Here is a 16,181-nt window from a genome sequence, read left to right on the forward strand (position 1 = left end):
GGCACGAACCTACGGGTCGCCGCCCCCGCCCGCCGCGCTGGCGACAGAGCCCGGTCCGGCTATAAGCGTCGCATGACCGACGCCCGCCGCCACGCCCCCGCCACCGAACGCAACCGCGAGCCGATCGCCGACATCCTGCGCATGGTGCTGCCCGATCGCGGCACGGTGCTGGAGATCGCGAGCGGCACCGGCGAACATGCGATCCACTTCGCCCGGGCCTTCCCGCAGCTCGCCTGGCAGCCGAGCGACCCCGACCCCGCCGCCATCGCCTCGATCCGCGGCTGGGCCGAAACCGCCCGCCTCCCCAACCTCCGCCCGCCGCTGACGCTCGACGCCTCGGCCGACCGCTGGCCTGTCGAACGGGCCGACGCGATCCTGTGCATCAACATGATCCACATCTCGCCCTGGGAGGCGACGGTGGGCCTGATGGCGAGCGCCGCGAAGCTGCTGCCGCCGGGCGGCCCGCTGATCCTCTACGGTCCCTATCTCCAGCAGGGCGTGGAGACCGCGCCGAGCAATCTGGCGTTCGACGAGAGCCTTAAGATGCGTGACAGCCGCTGGGGTCTAAGACAGCTGGAGGACGTCGTGGCGCTGGCCGAGGGCGTCGGGCTGCGGATGGAGGCGGTCCATGCGATGCCGGCGAACAACCTCATCGTGGTGCTGCGGATGGGTGGATAAGAGGCGGTCGAGCGCCTCCCATTCCTCCCCGGCACGGGGAGCGGCACCATCCGAAGGATGGTGGAGGGGCAGCGCTGGTCACGGGGATATTCATACGGAGTTGAGGGCGGACTCCCCTCCACCGGCTCCGCCGGTCCCCCTCCCCGTCCCGGGGAGGAATGCGAGGGGTGGCCCGGGTGGGAAGAGCCGCATCAACAAGGCGCTGCGCCAGGCCGTCGGACTATAAGGCACGCTCGCAGCGCTGCCGGTTCGGCGCAGGGCCTTGATATGAGGATGTCTGTGCAGCGGGCGCATCCGTTCCTCCCCGGCACGGGGAGGGGGACCATCCGAAGGATGGGGGAGGGGTTGGTGCTGGCCGCTGGAGGCGCGCTGCGGGGCGCGGCGCCTTCCCCTCCACCGCCTTTGGCGGTCCCCCTCCCCGTTCCGGGGAGGACGTTGGGGAAGGACTGGATCTAGGGTCGCGAGGAAACAGCATGTTGGAAGGCACAACTCTGCAACGCCTCAAGGGCCGCAGCCTCTTCGTCGGGACGCCGATGTATGGCGGGCAGTGCCATGTCGAGTTCGCCTATTCGATCGCGCGGCTGTCCGCCTTGTGCGGGCAGTTGGGGATAGGGCTGCGCTTTCACTTTCTGTGCGGCGAGGCGCTGGTCATGAAGGCGCGCAACGAGATCGTCGAGACCTTCCTGCGCAGCGATGGCGACCATCTGCTCTTCATCGATGCGGACATCGGCTTCGAGGCCGAGGACGCCCTGCAGATGCTCGCGCTGCAAGCCGGCGACTCCAGCGACCGGCATGATGTGCTCGCCGCGCCCTATCCGCAGAAGAAGATGGCGTGGGACATCGTCGCCCAGGCCGCCAAGGCCGGTGTGGCGGACGAGGACCCCGCGCTTCTGGCCAAGGTCGCGAGCCGGATCGTGTTCCACCCCGACAGCGACGTCCCCGTCGCGCTCGCGCGCCCGGTGCAGGCCAAAGTGGCAGGCACGGGTTTCATGATGATCCGCCGCGCGACGTTCGACCGCTTCCGGCAGGCGCATCCCGGCCTCGCCTGCGCGGGCACGGCCGAGGGGCCTTTCGCCTATTTCGACACGGCGATCGACAGCAAGGCGGGCAATATTGCCGAGGAACTGCGGCTGTTCCTCGATGGCCGGCCCGACGCCAGCCATGACGACATCCGCGCCTTCCTGGCCGATCCGGGGGCGAGCATGAAAACCTATGGCCAGGGCTTCATTTCAGAGGATTTCACCTTCTGCCGCCGGGTCCGGGATGCGGGGATGGAGATATGGCTGTGCCCGTGGATGCAACTGACCCACAGCGGAAGCCATGTCTTCGAAACGTCGCTCGCCCAGCTGGCGCTGCTGGCACAGAGCGAAGGCAAGTGACCGGCCCGTCCGGCGCAACGAAAAAGGGCGGCGCCCTGCGGCACCGCCCCCCTTCCGTCTTCCGCTCTTCCGCGCCTCAGAAGCGGTCGAGGTTGGTCACCTTGGTCCAGGCCTTGACGAAGTCCTGGACGAACTTCTCCTTGGCATCGTCCGAGGCATAGACCTCGGCCACGGCGCGCAGCTCGGAGTTGGAGCCGAAGGCGAGGTCGACCGGGGTCGCGGTCCAGCGCAGCTTGCCGGTCGCGCGGTCGGAACCCTCGTAGAGGCCCGGCGTCTTCTCCGACTTCGCCCACTTGTACGACATGTCGAGCAGGTTGACGAAGAAGTCGTTGCTCAGCGTTCCCGGACGATCGGTGAACACGCCCGCCGTCGACGCTCCGGCATTGGCGTTAAGCGCCCGTAGGCCGCCGACCAGCACGGTCATCTCGGGCACGGTCAGCGTGAGCGTGCTCGCCTTGTCGATGAGCATCTCGGCCGGGCCGTGATCGGCGTCCGCCGAGTAGTAGTTGCGGAAGCCGTCGGCCTTGGGCTTCAGATAGTCATAGGACTTCACGTCGGTCTGCGCCTGGCTGGCGTCGACGCGGCCCGGGGTGAAGGGGACGGTGACGTCGTAGCCGGCCTTCTTCGCGGCGCGCTCGATCGCGCTGTTGCCGCCCAGGATGATCAGGTCGGCGATCGAGACCTTCTTGCCGCCCTTGGCCGAGCGGTTGAAGTCCTGCTGTACCTTGCCGAGGGCCGCGAGCGTCTTGGCCAGTTCGGCCGGATCGTTGGCCGCCCAGTCCTTCGCCGGGGCGAGCCGGACCCGCGCACCATTGGCACCGCCGCGCATGTCGGTGCCGCGGAAGGTGGAGGCCGAAGCCCAGGCCGCCTTCACCAGCTCGCGATCGCCGATGCCGGCCGCCGCGATCCGGTCCTTGAGCAGGGCCACATCGGCCGCGTCGATCGTCGCATAGTCGGCCTTGGGCAGCGGATCCTGCCAGGAGTAGCTTTCCTTAGGCGCGTCCGGGCCGAGATAGCGCGCGCTCGGCCCCATGTCGCGATGGGTCAGCTTGAACCAGGCGCGGGCGAAGGCGAGCGCGAACTCGTTCGGATCCTTGTGGAAACGCTCGGAGATCTTGCGGAAGCCGGGATCCTCCTTCAGCGCCAGGTCGGTCGTGAACATGATCGGTGCGTGACGCTTGTCGGCGATGTGCGCGTCGGGGACCAGCTGGCCGGCGTTCGGATCCTTGGGCACCCACTGGATCGCGCCTGCGGGGCTGCGCGTCTGGACCCAGTCGAAGCCGAACAGATTGTCGAAATACTGTGTGGTCCAGGCGATCGGGTTGGCCGACCAGGCGCCCTCGAGGCCGCTGCTGACCGTATCTTCCGAATGGCCCTTGCCGCACTTGTTCGCCCAGCCGAAGCCCTGCGCCTCGGTCGAAGCGGCCGAAGGATCGACGCCGACGCATTCCTCGGGCTTGTGCGCGCCGTGCGCCTTGCCGAAGGTGTGGCCGCCCGCGATCAGGGCGATCGTCTCTTCGTCGGACATCGCCATATTGCCGAAGGCCAGGCGGATGTCGGCCGCGGCGGCGAGCGGGTCGGGCTTGCCGTTCGGGCCTTCCGGATTGACGTAGATCAGGCCCATCTGGGTCGCGGCGAGCGGCCCCTTGAGCCCGCCCTTGCCGTCGCGACGGTTGTCGGCGAGGAACTTCGTCTCGGGTCCCCAGAAGACCAGATCCGGCTCCCAGGCGTCGACGCGGCCGCCGGCGAAGCCGACCGTCTTGAAGCCCATATTCTCCAGCGCGACATTGCCGGCGAGGACCATCAGGTCGCCCCAGGAGAGCTTGCGGCCATATTTCTGCTTGATCGGCCACACCAGGCGGCGGGCCTTGTCGAGGCTGACATTGTCCGGCCAGCTGTTGAGCGGCTCGAAGCGCTGCTCGCCGCCGTCCGATCCGCCGCGACCGTCGGCGGTGCGATAGGTGCCGGCGCTGTGCCACGCCATGCGGATGAAGAAGGGCCCGTAATTGCCATAGTCGGCGGGCCACCAGGGCTGCGAGGTCGTCAGGACCTTCTCGATGTCCTTCTTGACCGCAGCCAGGTCGAGCGTCGCGAACTCGGCGGCATAGTTGAAGTCGGCCCCATAGGGATTGGCGCCGGCATCGTTCTGGCGCAGCGGTGCCAGATCGAGCTTGTTGGGCCACCAATCCTTGTTGGTCATGACCTTGTCTTCGGCCCGCGCAGGGGCGGCCACGACGACCGGCGAAAGCGCCGCGACGAGCAGCGCGGTGAACGAGATAGTGGATCTGAGCATGGAGAGCCCCTCCTGTTGTCTGAGGGCTCAACAGCTACGCATCGCGGTGGACGAAAGAAAATGGGAAACTCTGATTAGAGTGATCGGAGCTTTGACTTACTCCGCTACCGTTTTTCCTGTTCGTTTCTGGGCGACGACAGGTCGTTCCAGTCGCGCTGGGACCGGAAGGGCGCCAGCCATTCGAGATAGGCGATGAAATCGGCGATGTCGCCCGCTTCCCAGGGATCGGACGGCATGTCGGGATGTCCGGCGACGATCCCTTCGGCCAGCGCTTCGTCGAGGCTTTCGACCGGATAGCGGCGGTGGAGCGTGCGGAAGGCGGGCGCCTTACGGAGGGGGCTGCGTCCCGTTGCTTCCACCGCGTGGCAGGCGCCGCACCGGGACTGGGCAAGGTCGTGACCGCGCCCGACATCGCCTTCGCCGGTTGCTGCCGCCGCCGCGGCCAGGGGTGCCAGCGCGGCCATGACGACGATCATAGGCCTGTTCAATCCCACCACGGCTTCCTCCCGGTCCGGCGGCGGGGTTCGCAGGTCGGCGGCACCCTCGCCATCAGGAAGATTACGGAGAAATTGGCCGCCTGTCGCAGCGTCTGCGTGGCCGGTTGCCGTAGCGTCTGCTACACCAGTCCGCGAATCGGGGGATTCGCCATGACCATGATCGACGCGCGCACCGCCAAGCGGGAGCGGCTGACCGAATCGCTTGCCGACATCGTTCTGTCGGACGGGCTGGACGCGCTGGCGCTGCGGCCGGCGGCGGCGAAACTGGGCACCAGCGACCGGATGCTGCTTTACTATTTCGGGACCAAGGCCGCGCTGATGCAGGACGTGCTCGCCTGCGTGTCGCGGCGCTTCGCCGACTGGCTGGCGGAGAAGACGCGCGGCATTCGCATCCCGCCGCACCAAATGATCGGCCACACCGTCACGCTGATGGCCGAAGACGATGCGCGGCCTTATGTCGGCCTGTGGTTCGAGATTGCGGCACGCGCGGCACGCGGCGAAACGCTCTATGCCGGGGCGGCGGAGGAAATCGCCGAAAGCTGGACCGACTGGATCGTCCGCAGCGTTCATTTCCCGGCCGGCGTCGCCTCGCGCAACGCCGCCGCGATGATGCTGGCGATCGTCAACGGCATCGCCCTGCTCGATTCGACCGCGCCCGCCGTGGCGATGGCCGCGCGCTCTAGAGTGCAGACCGCAGCAGCGTGATCCGCGCCTTGCCGTGGGTGCGCTCGGTCTCCACGGTGAAGCCCTCGGGCGCCACCTGCTCGTCCCGTCCGGTCTCGACGCTGGCCCAGCCGCCCGGCGCAAAGCCGACCTTCGGCAGCACCTTGTTCGCCAGACCGGTGCCATAGGGCGGGTCCATCAGCACGAGGTCATAGGCCCCGCCGGCAAAGCTCTCCGCCGCGATCGGCCGGATATCGGCCTCGGCGCCGAGCGCTGCGACATTACGGCGCAACGCCTCGATCGCTGCCCGATCGCGTTCGACGAAGGTGCAGTGCGCCGCCCCGCGCGAGAGAGCTTCGAGCCCCAGGGCGCCCGTGCCCGCGCAGATGTCGGCGACCTTGAGGCCTTCGAGCGTGCCGAGCCGGCTGACCAGCATCGAGAAGAGCGCCTCGCGCGCGCGGTCAGAGGTGGGGCGCGTCGCATCGCCCGGCGGTGCCACGAGCACCCGGCCACGCCAGCGTCCGGCGATTATCCGCATGCCGCCTCCGTCACGCGCCTTCGCCGGGCTTCGACGATTTTACCGGCTTAAGCGTCCGGCGGAAGGCGACCAGCTGGTGCTGGGCGATCTCGCCCACCTCGCCCGGCTGAAGGTCGCCGAGCTCGAACGCGCCATAGGCGATACGGATGAGGCGGGAGACTTCGAGGCCCAGATATTCGAGCACGCGCCGCACTTCGCGATTCTTGCCCTCGCGCAGCTTCATCTCGATCCAGACATTGGCGCCGGTGCGCCGCTCTATATTGGCGTCGATCGAGCCATAGCGAACGCCTTCTATCTCGATCCCGTCGGCGAGCGCTTCGAGCTGCTCCTGGGTCACCTTGCCGAAGGCGCGTGCGCGGTAGATGCGCTCGACCCCGGTCGAGGGCAGTTCCAGCTGGCGCTTGAACTCGCCGTCGGTCGTGAGCAGCAGCAGGCCTTCGGTGTTCATGTCGAGCCGACCGACCGGCATCACCCGCGGCAGCCCTTCGGGCAGCTTGTCGTAGATCGTCGGCCGTCCCTTGGGATCGCGTTCGGTCGTCAGCAGGCCGCGCGGTTTATAGTAGAGAAACAGCCGCGTATAGGCCGGCGGCGCCACCGGCTTGCCGTCGACCGTGACCCCCTTCAGCGACTGGAGCAGCGTGGCCGGCGTATCGATGACGGCACCGTCGATCGCGACGCGCCCATCGGTGATCATCCGCTCGATCTCGCGGCGCGAAGCGACGCCTGCCCGCGCGAGGAGCTTGGCGATGCGCTGCGGCTCACGGCCGGGCGCCGCACCGGCGCGCGCAGGATGCGGGTTTGCGGAGGCCGTCGACTGGGCGGTGCGCGCCTGGCGGCGGCCGCGACGCGGCGCAGGGAGGGGTTTGCCCGGCGTGGATCTGGAAGGGGGACGCATGGCTGCGGCTTAGCGCCCCGGAGCTCTTACCGCCAGTTATAGCTTCGTCGAGAGGTACCGGCGCCTCATTCGTCGAGAAAGCGGCTTTCGATGCAGCCGAGCCAGCCGAGGCCGCGATAGGTTTCGTAGCCGGGGGTAAGCGCGAAGGCGACCAGCTTGCCGTCGCGCTGGTAATAGCCGCTCTCCTTGCGCCCGGTGTCGAGCGGATAGATTTCCGAGCACAGCCCCTTCCCGTCCGACGAGGCGATCACGCGGTGGCTCGCGTCGAGCAGCATCAGCCGGGCCGTGGCCCGTTCCGCCGGCGAGAGCCCGATCCCGTCGAGCACGCCCCGGGCTTGCGGTGCCCAGTCGAAAAAGATTCCGAGCGCCCCCAATGGCGCCCCGTGCGTCGTGCCGCCAGCGCGTACGGCGGTGGAATAGGTCGCCACCTGGGCGTCGCCGAGCATCGCATTGGTCGCAATGTCACAGACGCGGAATTCCTCGCCGCTATGCGTCGCCATGGCCTCGCGGAACCAGCGCTCGCCCGACACGTCGAGGCCCAGCGCATGGGAGTAGCGGTCGGGCCGGCCCGTCGCGACTACGCGGCCATGGGCATCGGCGACCCAAAGGTCGAGATAGACGGTGTAGGAGCGTAGGATCGTGGCAAGACGATCGGTCGCATGGGCCACGCTCGCCGATGTCGGCCGTTCGAGCACGTCGATCACCGAACTGTCGGTCGCCCACCAGCGGACGTCGCAGGAACGCTCGTAGAGATTGCGATCGACGATCTCGACGGCGGACCGCGCGAGATCGGTGTAACGCGTGCCCTTGAAATCGACGAGCATCTTGCTGCCGACGGTGCGCAGCGAGGCGATGTTGGACGCGATCGCCGAGCGCAGCTCGCCGCCGATCGCGGAGATCGAGCTGGCGACCGTACCCAGTTCCTGGGCGACGACCGAGAAGGCCCGACCTGCATCGCCGGCACGCGCCGCTTCGAGCCGGGCATTGATCGCCAGCATGCCCGTCTGCTTCATCACCTGGTCGATCCGGTCGACCTTGTCCTCGGTGATGCGCGAGACCTCATAGGCCAGGCGCAAGATATCGTCCTGCATGTCCGGTAACCCCTATCGCTCCCGGTTGGCGGCACGGCGGCGGGTTGCGGGTGGCAATCCCGGGCCGTTTCAGCGAAAAGGCTGGGTGAAAATGGTGAATAATTGGTAACCCCCTTGTAGTTTTCCTGAGGAAAGCGTCGGTTACCGCACCGCAATATGGAGATTCGAGATGACGGATGCACGCTCGGCCTGGGCGGAGGTCGCAGCCACGACGGTCCCGACGCTGACGGAGCTCTTCGTAGCGGAGCCTGACCGACTCAGTCGGATGACGATCGAGGAGGGTGGGATCCTCTTCGACTTCTCCAAGACGCACCTCTCGGCCGATCTCGTCGAGCGCTTCACGCGGCTGGCGGAAGCGAGCGGCTTCGTAGCCAAGCGCGATGCCCTGTTTGCCGGAGAACCGGTCAACGTCACCGAGGGGCGTGCCGCCGAGCATAGCGCCGAGCGCGGCCAGGGCGCGCCCGAAAGCGTCGCCCGCGCCGCCCAGCTCCACGCGCGCATGCGCGGTCTGATCGACGCGATCGAAGCCGAACTGTTCGGGCCGGTCCGCCACATCCTGCACGTCGGCATCGGCGGTTCGGCGCTCGGTCCCGATCTGTTGATGGATGCGCTCGGCCGCGACGCCGACCGCTATGATGTCGCGGTGGTGTCGAACGTCGACGGCGCCGCGCTCGACGAGGTGTTCCGCCGCTTCGATCCGCAGGCGACCCTGCTGGTCGTCGCATCCAAGACCTTCACCACCACCGAGACGATGCTCAACGCCCGCAGCGTGCTATCCTGGATGGAGGAAGAGAATGTCGAGGATCCCTATTCGCGGGTGATCGCGCTGACCGCTGCTCCCGACAAGGCGGTCGAATGGGGCGTGGACGAGACGCGCATCCTGCCCTTCGCCGAAAGCGTCGGCGGCCGATATTCGCTGTGGTCGTCGATCGGCTTTCCCGCAGCGCTCGGCCTGGGCTGGGACGCATTCGAGACGCTGCTTGAGGGCGCTGCGGCGATGGACCGGCATTTCCGCCTGGCCCCGCCCGAGCGCAACGCCCCCCTCCTCGCCGCCTTCGCAGATCAATATTATTCGGTCGTGCGCGGCGCCGAGACCCGCGCGACCTTCGCCTATGACGAGCGGCTGCGGCTGCTGCCTTCCTATCTGCAGCAGCTCGAAATGGAGTCGAATGGGAAGAGCGTGAAGGCCGACGGGACGCCGGTCGATCATCCGACCGCCGCGATTACCTGGGGCGGTGTCGGCACCGATGCGCAGCATGCGGTGTTCCAGCTGCTCCACCAGGGCACCCGCCTCGTACCGGTCGAGTTCGTCGCGGCGATCGAACCCGACCATGCCCTCGACGAGGCTCATCATCGCACGCTGCTGGTCAACTGCTTCGCCCAGGGCGCGGCGCTGATGGCCGGGCGCGCCAACGAGGCCGACCCGGCGCGCGCCTATCCGGGCGACCGCCCCTCATCGACGATCCTGCTCGACCGGGTCGACCCCGCGCGCGTCGGCGCGCTGCTGGCCTTTTACGAGCATCGGACCTTCGCCAACGCCGTGCTGCTCGGGATCAACCCGTTCGACCAGTTCGGCGTGGAGCTAGGCAAGGAAATCGCCAAGTCGATCGAGACCGAGGGCACCGACCGCTTCGATCCGTCGACCCGTGCGTTGATCGCCCGCGCGCTGGGCTGACGGCCAGCATCCTCCTCCAGCGATCAGCCACTCGATCACTGTCATCTGCATGATCGGTTTGCACGATCGACCGGCCGCCGCCATATCGGCGGCATCTCATTCGAAAGGATCACTGGCCGATGGCCGAGTTCGACTATGACCTGTTCGTGATCGGGGCCGGCTCCGGCGGGGTGCGCGCCTCGCGCGTGGCCGCCGCCCACGGCGCCCGGGTCGCCGTGGCCGAGGAGCATCGCGTTGGTGGCACCTGCGTGATCCGCGGCTGCGTGCCGAAGAAGATGCTCGTCTATGGCTCGCACTTCGCCGAGGATCTGCACGACGCCGCGCGCTTCGGCTGGGAGCTGGGTGAAACCCGCTTCGACTGGAAGACGCTGCGCGACAACGTCAACGCCGATGTCGATCGTCTCGAGGGCCTCTATGCGAACACGCTCGACAACAACAAGGTGGAGCTGTTCCGCGAGCGCGCGACCGTCAGCGGGCCGAACGAGGTGACGCTGGCAAGCGGGCGCAAGATCAGCGCGAAGTTCATCCTGATCGCGACGGGCGCCTGGCCGGTCGTCCCCGACGTGCCCGGTGCGGAGCATGGCATCACCTCGAACGAGGTGTTCTACATCGACGAACTGCCGAAGCGCGTGGTGATCGCCGGTGCCGGCTACATCGCCAACGAGTTCGCGGGCATCTTCCACGGCCTCGGCAGCAAGGTGACGGTGGTCAACCGCTCGGACCAGATCTTGCGCGGCTATGACGAGCAGATCCGCGACCGCCTGCTCCAGATTTCGACCCAGAAGGGCATCGAGTTCGTCTTCAACGCCGCCTTCGACAAGGTCGAGAAGGCGGAGGACGGGTCGCTCTGCGTGCATTTCAAGGACCATGAGCGCTGCGACACCGACCTGCTTCTGTTCGCGATCGGCCGCAAGCCGAAGACCGACGGCCTGGGCCTCGAATCGGTCGGCGTCGAGCTGAACGAGAAGGGCGCGATCGTCGTCGACGAGGATAATCGCTCGACCGTGCCGTCCATATATGCGGTCGGCGACGTCACCGATCGAGTCCAGCTGACGCCGGTGGCGATCCGCGAGGGGCAGGCCTTTGCCGACACGCTGTTCGGCGGCAAGCCGCACCGCGTCGATTATCAGATGATCCCAAATGCGGTGTTCAGCAGCCCGCCGATGGCCGGCGTCGGCCTGACCGAGCGCCAGGCGCGCGAGCAGCATGGCACGGCCAAGATCTTCACCTCGGATTTCCGGCCGATGCGCAACGTGCTCGCCGGACGCAACGAGCGGTCGCTCTACAAGCTGGTCGTCCACCCCGAGACCGACGTCGTGCTGGGCGTCCACATGATCAGCCCCGATGCGCCCGAAATCCTGCAGGCGGCGGCGATTGCCGTGCGCGCCGGCCTGACCAAGGCGCAGTTCGACCAGACCGTCGCGCTGCACCCGTCGATGGCCGAGGAACTCGTCCTGATGAAATGAGCCGTGCGGCCGGTCTCGACCGGCCGCCGCTCGACGCCTTAGGCGCGGACGGGAAGTCCCGCCGCGCGCAGCGCCGCGTGCGCTTCGGCCACGCTATGCTGACCGAAATGGAAGATCGAGGCGGCCAGCACGGCACTGGCCCCCCCCTTGGTGACGCCCTCGACCAGATGGTCGAGATTGCCGACCCCGCCGCTGGCGATCACCGGGACCGGCACGGCATCGGCGATCGCGCGGGTCAGCGCGAGATCATAGCCGTCGCGGGTGCCGTCGCGGTCCATCGACGTCAGGAGAATTTCCCCAGCGCCCAGCGAGGCGAGGCGCTTCGCATGCTCCACCGCATCGATGCCGGTCGGCTTGCGTCCGCCATGGGTGTAGATTTCCCATTTGCCGGGGCCGACATTGCGCGCATCGACCGCGCCGACGACGCATTGCGCGCCGAAACGTTCAGCCATGTCGGCGCACAGTTCGGGCCGCGCCACCGCCGCCGAATTGACCGCGACCTTGTCGGCGCCGGCCAGCAGCAGCGCCCGGGCATCGTCGGCGCTGCGCACGCCGCCGCCGACGGTCAGCGGCATGAAGCAGACCGCCGCCGTGCGCGCGACGACGTCGAGGATGGTGCCGCGCCCCTCATGACTGGCGGTGATGTCGAGGAAACACAGTTCATCGGCGCCGGCCGCATCATAGACGCGGGCCTGCTCGACCGGGTCGCCGGCATCCGCCAGATCGACGAAGTTGACCCCCTTCACCACACGGCCGCCGGCCACGTCGAGACAGGGTATGACGCGGACGCGAACGGTCATCCGCGCGCCACCCGCAGCGCTTCGGCGAGGTCGAGCCGCCCGTCATAGAGCGCGCGTCCCGTGATCACGCCCTCGATCCCGTCCGCCGCATGGGGGACCAGCGCCTCGATATCGGCGATGCTCGCCACGCCGCCGCTCGCAATGACCGGGATGCTGGCGTGGCGTGCGAGCGCGACCGTCGCCTCGACATTGCAGCCCTTGAGCAGGCCGTCGCGGCCGACATCGGTGAAGAGCAGCGAGGCGACTCCCGCATCGGCGAAGCGGTCGGCGAGATCTGTGATGCTGACGGTCGATACCTCTGCCCAGCCATGGGTTGCGACGAAGCCGTCGCGCGCGTCGACGCCGACGACGATGCGTCCGGGCAGCGCCTTCGCCGCTTCGCGCACCAGATCCGGGTTCTGCAGCGCGGCGGTGCCGATGATGACCCGTTCGACGCCCAGGTCCAGCCAGCGATCGATCCCGGCACGGTCGCGGATGCCGCCGCCGAGCTCGACCTTGCCCGGAAAGGCGCGGATGATCGCCTCGACCGCTTCCGCATTGACCGCACGGCCGGCAAAGGCGCCGTCGAGATCGACGACGTGCAGCCATTCGGCTCCCGCCTCGGCGAAGCGGCGGGCCTGGGCGGCAGGATCGTCGCCATAGACGGTCGCCCGGTCCATGTCGCCCTCGGCCAGGCGGACGACCTGTCCGCCCTTCAGGTCGATGGCGGGAAAGACGATGATGCTCATATTCTTCAATCCTCCCTGAAGGGGAGGGGGACCATGCGAAGCATGGTGGAGGGGTCTAAGCCCCCTCTCCCCTCCACCATCCTGCGGATGGTCCCCCTCCCCGTACCGGGGAGGATCATGAACGGGTCGATCATGGCTTCCATGCGAGGAAGCGCTCGAGGAAGGACAGGCCGTAAGCCTGGCTCTTCTCAGGATGGAACTGGACCCCGACGATGTTCGCGCGGCCGACCGCGCCGGTGACCGCTCCACCATGATCGGTGGTGGCGAGCCGCTCTGCCGGATCGGCGATGTCGAACGCATAGCTGTGCAGATAATAAGCTTCGCCGCGCTCGATCAGCGGATGATCGCCGGCCGGCAGCACGTCGTTCCAGCCCATATGCGGCACCTTATAGGCCGGCCCAGGCGTCAGCAGGCGCACGTCGCCGCCGATCCAGCCGAGTCCCGGCGTACGGCCATGTTCATGCCCGGCATCGGCGAGCAGCTGCATGCCCACGCAGACACCCAGGAAGGGTACGCCACGCCCGCGCACTGCCTGCTCCATCGCCTCGATCAGGCCGGAAACTGCCGACAGCCCCGCCATGCAGGCCGCAAAGGCGCCGACGCCGGGCAGCACGATCCGGTCGGCCTTCGCGATCAGATCGGGATCGGCGGTCACGGTCGGCGCACCACCGGCGGCCTTCAGCGCATTGTCGACCGAACGGAGATTGCCGGCACCATAGTCGATCAGCGCGATCGTCTCCGGCACCTCAGAGCATCCCCTTGGTCGACGGGATGGCATCGGCCTTGCGCGGATCGATCTCGACCGCCGTGCGCAGCGCGCGCGCCAGCCCCTTGTAGCAGCTCTCGACGATATGGTGCTGGTTGGTCCCGTAGAGCGTCTCGACATGCAGCGTCAGCCCCGCCGCCTGGGCGAAGCTGTGGAACCAGTGCTCGATCAGCTCGGTGTCCCATTCGCCCAGGCGCGGCCCGGCCAGCGCGACCTTCCACACCAGATAGGGCCGCCCGGAAATGTCGAGCGCGACGCGGGTCAGCGTCTCGTCCATCGGCGCATAGGCATGGCCGTAGCGGGTGATGCCCTTCTTGTCGCCGAGCGCCTTGGCCAGCGCCTCGCCGATCGCGATGCCGCAATCCTCGGTCGTGTGGTGCTGGTCGATGTGGAGGTCGCCGACGATCCGCACCTTGAGGTCGATCAGCGAATGGCGCGACAGCTGCTCGAGCATATGATCGAAGAAACCGATGCCGGTCGACACATCATAGGTGCCGGTCCCATCCAGGTTCAGCTCGACCGAAATGTCGGTTTCGCTGGTCTTTCGCACGATCGATGCGGTCCGCATGGCCCATCCCTCTGCTCTGTGGCAAAAGCTCCACAGCAATGCGCGCCGCTATAGCGAGGTTGCGCCGCGCTGCAACGCACGACTTGACCCGGCGCTTTCGCACGTCCACCAAAGCGCCATGAGCGACCAAGCGCCCGACAGCCTGATTCCGTATGACGAGATCGTCCAGGAGGCGCTGCGCGCCGTCGTGGGCCGTGTGCTGGGCGAGGTCGAGGCGGCCGGCGGCCTGCCGGGCGACCATCATTTCTACATCACCTTCAAGACTCAAGGTGCGGGCGTCGACATCCCTCGCCATCTGGTCGAGCGCTTCCCGGACGAGATGACGATCGTCATCCAGAACCGTTTCTGGGAACTGCGGGTAAAGCCCGACGGATTCGAGGTCGGCCTGTCGTTCAACCAGGTCCCGGCCAAGCTGATCATCCCGTTCGCAGCGGTCACCGGGTTCGTCGATCCGGCGGTCAACTTCGCGCTGCAGTTCCAGGCGCAGGTCGACGACGCCGAGGAAGACACCGAGCATAGCTCGGCCGGCAATGATTCGCCCGTCGAACCGGTCGAGGACGGCTCCAACGTCGTCTCGGTCGACTTCACCCGCAAGAAATAGTCGCACCCGGCCGCAGGCGACGGGCCTCGCGGCTATTGCCGATACCGAGTGCCGCCCCCAGATCTCCTCCGGGGCACCGGAGAATGAGATGACGAGCGACAGCCGTATCGAGAGCGACAGTTTCGGGCCCATCGCGGTGCCCGGGCACGCCTATTGGGGCGCGCAGACCCAGCGCTCGATCGAAAATTTTCCCTTTGGCGCGGAAGAGCGCATGCCGATCGGCATCGTCCATGCGCTGGCGATCGTGAAGCGCGCGGCGGCGCGGATAAACCGGCGACACGGCCTCGACGCGGCCGTGGCCGACGCGATCGACCGGGCCGCGGCCGAGGTTATCGACGGGCATCTCGACGCGCATTTCCCGCTCGTCATCTGGCAGACCGGCTCCGGCACCCAGAGCAATATGAACGTCAACGAGGTGATCGCCGGCCGGGCGAACGAGATCCTGACCGGCACGCGCGGCGGCAAGTCGCCGGTCCATCCGAACGATCACGTCAACATGGGCCAGTCGTCGAACGACAGCTTTCCGACGGCGCTGCATGTCGCGGCGGCGATCGCCGTCCATCGCGACCTCTATCCCGCGCTCGAACGGATGGAGAGCGCCCTGATCGCCAAGGTCGAGGCCTGGGAAGACATCGTAAAGATCGGCCGAACCCATTTGCAGGATGCGACGCCGCTGACGCTGGGCCAGGAATTCTCCGGCTATGCCGCGCAGCTCATCGCCGCCCGCCGCCGCATCGAGGGCGCCGTCAACGGCGGCATCGTCAAGCTGGCACAGGGCGGAACCGCGGTCGGCACCGGCCTTAACGCCGCGCCCGGCTTCGCCGAGGACATGGCGGCGGGGATCGCGGCGCTGACCGGCCTCGACTTCGTGACCGCACCCAACAAGTTCGAGGCGCTCGCCTCGAACGACGCACTCGTCCATCTGTCGGCTGCGCTGGCGACGCTGGCGGTATCGCTCACCAAGATCGCCAACGACATCCGCCTGCTGGGATCGGGCCCGCGCTCGGGCCTGGGCGAGCTCATCCTGCCCGAGAACGAACCGGGCAGCTCGATCATGCCGGGCAAGGTCAATCCGACCCAGTGCGAGATGCTGACGATGGTCGCGGCGCAGGTGATCGGCAATCATCAGGCGGTCACCATCGGTGGCCTGCAGGGGCATCTCGAGCTCAACGTGTTCAAGCCGCTGATCGGCGCAGGGGTGCTGCGGTCGATTTCGCTGCTGGCGACGGGCATGCAGAGCTTCACCGAACGAACACTCGATGGCCTGGAGCCCGACCGCACGCGGATCTCCGACCTCGTCGGGCGGTCGCTGATGCTGGTGACCGCGCTCGCGCCGGAGATCGGCTATGACAATGCCGCGAAGATCGCCAAACACGCCCATCATCACGGCATGACGCTGAAGGAGGCAGGGCTCGCCCTCGGCCTGATCGATGCGGAGCGCTTCGATCGCATCGTCCGGCCCGAAGCGATGGTCGGCCGATGATTCGGCCTGCATCCGGAACTTTCCCCACCCGTCGGGCGATTCCCCGCCGACAGATCAAGG

At 67.6% G+C, this 16,181-nt stretch carries 16 protein-coding genes; 7 read left to right on the forward strand and 9 right to left on the reverse strand.

The genetic code is table 11. The features are described 5' to 3' along the window. Window positions 1–72 precede the first annotated feature (72 nt). Both G6P88_RS11730 and G6P88_RS11735 read left to right on the forward strand, forming a co-directional pair. Window positions 73–678 (forward strand): DUF938 domain-containing protein, encoded by a 606-nt coding sequence (locus G6P88_RS11730; RefSeq protein ID WP_165323325.1) that lies wholly within the window; start codon window positions 73–75, stop codon window positions 676–678. A gap of 473 nt (window positions 679–1,151) precedes the next feature. Continuing rightward, on the forward strand, window positions 1,152–2,057 hold the full coding sequence (locus G6P88_RS11735) for a hypothetical protein (protein ID WP_165323326.1): 906 nt from the start codon (window positions 1,152–1,154) through the stop codon (window positions 2,055–2,057). A gap of 76 nt (window positions 2,058–2,133) precedes the next feature. Here the strand turns inward: G6P88_RS11735 and katG are convergent, their stop codons facing one another. Further along, window positions 2,134–4,350: a catalase/peroxidase HPI gene (gene katG / locus G6P88_RS11740; protein WP_165323327.1), complete on the reverse strand. Its 2,217-nt coding sequence runs from the start codon at window positions 4,348–4,350 to the stop codon at window positions 2,134–2,136. Window positions 4,351–4,454: 104 nt separating this feature from the next. Further along, window positions 4,455–4,826, reverse strand: coding sequence for a c-type cytochrome (locus G6P88_RS11745; protein WP_206335750.1), 372 nt, complete (start codon window positions 4,824–4,826; stop codon window positions 4,455–4,457). 171 nt (window positions 4,827–4,997) lie between these two features. On the opposite strand from G6P88_RS11745, the gene G6P88_RS11750 reads away from it, so the two are divergent. Continuing rightward, window positions 4,998–5,552, forward strand: coding sequence for a TetR/AcrR family transcriptional regulator (locus G6P88_RS11750; protein WP_165323328.1), 555 nt, complete (start codon window positions 4,998–5,000; stop codon window positions 5,550–5,552). Here the strand turns inward: G6P88_RS11750 and rsmD are convergent. The 3 genes from rsmD to G6P88_RS11765 all read right to left on the reverse strand — a co-directional run bounded on the left by rsmD (window position 5,527) and on the right by G6P88_RS11765 (window position 8,034). Next, window positions 5,527–6,048 carry a 16S rRNA (guanine(966)-N(2))-methyltransferase RsmD gene (rsmD, locus tag G6P88_RS11755; RefSeq protein WP_165323329.1) on the reverse strand — a complete coding sequence of 174 codons (522 nt, stop codon included), beginning with the start codon at window positions 6,046–6,048 and terminating at the stop codon, window positions 5,527–5,529. The genes G6P88_RS11750 and rsmD overlap by 26 nt on opposite strands. A 10-nt stretch (window positions 6,049–6,058) precedes the next feature. Beyond that, window positions 6,059–6,943 carry a pseudouridine synthase gene (locus G6P88_RS11760; protein WP_165323330.1) on the reverse strand — a complete coding sequence of 295 codons (885 nt, stop codon included), beginning with the start codon at window positions 6,941–6,943 and terminating at the stop codon, window positions 6,059–6,061. 65 nt (window positions 6,944–7,008) lie between these two features. Next, window positions 7,009–8,034 carry a cache domain-containing protein gene (locus G6P88_RS11765; protein WP_165323331.1) on the reverse strand — a complete coding sequence of 342 codons (1,026 nt, stop codon included), beginning with the start codon at window positions 8,032–8,034 and terminating at the stop codon, window positions 7,009–7,011. A gap of 169 nt (window positions 8,035–8,203) precedes the next feature. Between G6P88_RS11765 and pgi the strand changes: the two genes are divergently transcribed. Both pgi and gor read left to right on the forward strand, forming a co-directional pair. Beyond that, window positions 8,204–9,709, forward strand: coding sequence for a glucose-6-phosphate isomerase (pgi, locus tag G6P88_RS11770; protein ID WP_165323332.1), 1,506 nt, complete (start codon window positions 8,204–8,206; stop codon window positions 9,707–9,709). A gap of 119 nt (window positions 9,710–9,828) precedes the next feature. Further along, on the forward strand, window positions 9,829–11,175 hold the full coding sequence (gene gor / locus G6P88_RS11775) for a glutathione-disulfide reductase (RefSeq protein WP_165323333.1): 1,347 nt from the start codon (window positions 9,829–9,831) through the stop codon (window positions 11,173–11,175). A 38-nt stretch (window positions 11,176–11,213) separates the two neighbouring features. Here the strand turns inward: gor and hisF are convergent, their stop codons facing one another. The 4 genes from hisF to hisB form a co-directional block, all read right to left on the reverse strand. After that, on the reverse strand, window positions 11,214–11,975 hold the full coding sequence (gene hisF, locus G6P88_RS11780; protein ID WP_165323334.1) for an imidazole glycerol phosphate synthase subunit HisF: 762 nt from the start codon (window positions 11,973–11,975) through the stop codon (window positions 11,214–11,216). After that, window positions 11,972–12,703, reverse strand: coding sequence for a 1-(5-phosphoribosyl)-5-[(5-phosphoribosylamino)methylideneamino]imidazole-4-carboxamide isomerase (gene hisA, locus G6P88_RS11785; protein WP_165323335.1), 732 nt, complete (start codon window positions 12,701–12,703; stop codon window positions 11,972–11,974). Before hisA ends, hisF begins: the two co-directional genes overlap by 4 nt. 130 nt (window positions 12,704–12,833) lie before the next feature. Next, complete coding sequence (gene hisH, locus G6P88_RS11790) at window positions 12,834–13,481, reverse strand: imidazole glycerol phosphate synthase subunit HisH (protein ID WP_165323336.1); 648 nt, start codon at window positions 13,479–13,481, stop codon at window positions 12,834–12,836. Beyond that, window positions 13,450–14,037, reverse strand: coding sequence for an imidazoleglycerol-phosphate dehydratase HisB (gene hisB / locus G6P88_RS11795; RefSeq protein WP_165323337.1), 588 nt, complete (start codon window positions 14,035–14,037; stop codon window positions 13,450–13,452). Before hisB ends, hisH begins: the two co-directional genes overlap by 32 nt. Window positions 14,038–14,155: 118 nt before the next feature. Between hisB and G6P88_RS11800 the strand changes: the two genes are divergently transcribed. Further along, window positions 14,156–14,638 (forward strand): SspB family protein, encoded by a 483-nt coding sequence (locus G6P88_RS11800; RefSeq protein ID WP_165323338.1) that lies wholly within the window; start codon window positions 14,156–14,158, stop codon window positions 14,636–14,638. Window positions 14,639–14,726: 88 nt separating this feature from the next. Then, window positions 14,727–16,121, forward strand: a complete 1,395-nt coding sequence (fumC, locus tag G6P88_RS11805; RefSeq protein WP_165323339.1) for a class II fumarate hydratase — start codon at window positions 14,727–14,729, stop codon at window positions 16,119–16,121. Window positions 16,122–16,181 lie beyond the last annotated feature (60 nt).

The organism is Rhizorhabdus phycosphaerae (assembly GCF_011044255.1).
Lineage (GTDB): Bacteria > Pseudomonadota > Alphaproteobacteria > Sphingomonadales > Sphingomonadaceae > Rhizorhabdus > Rhizorhabdus phycosphaerae.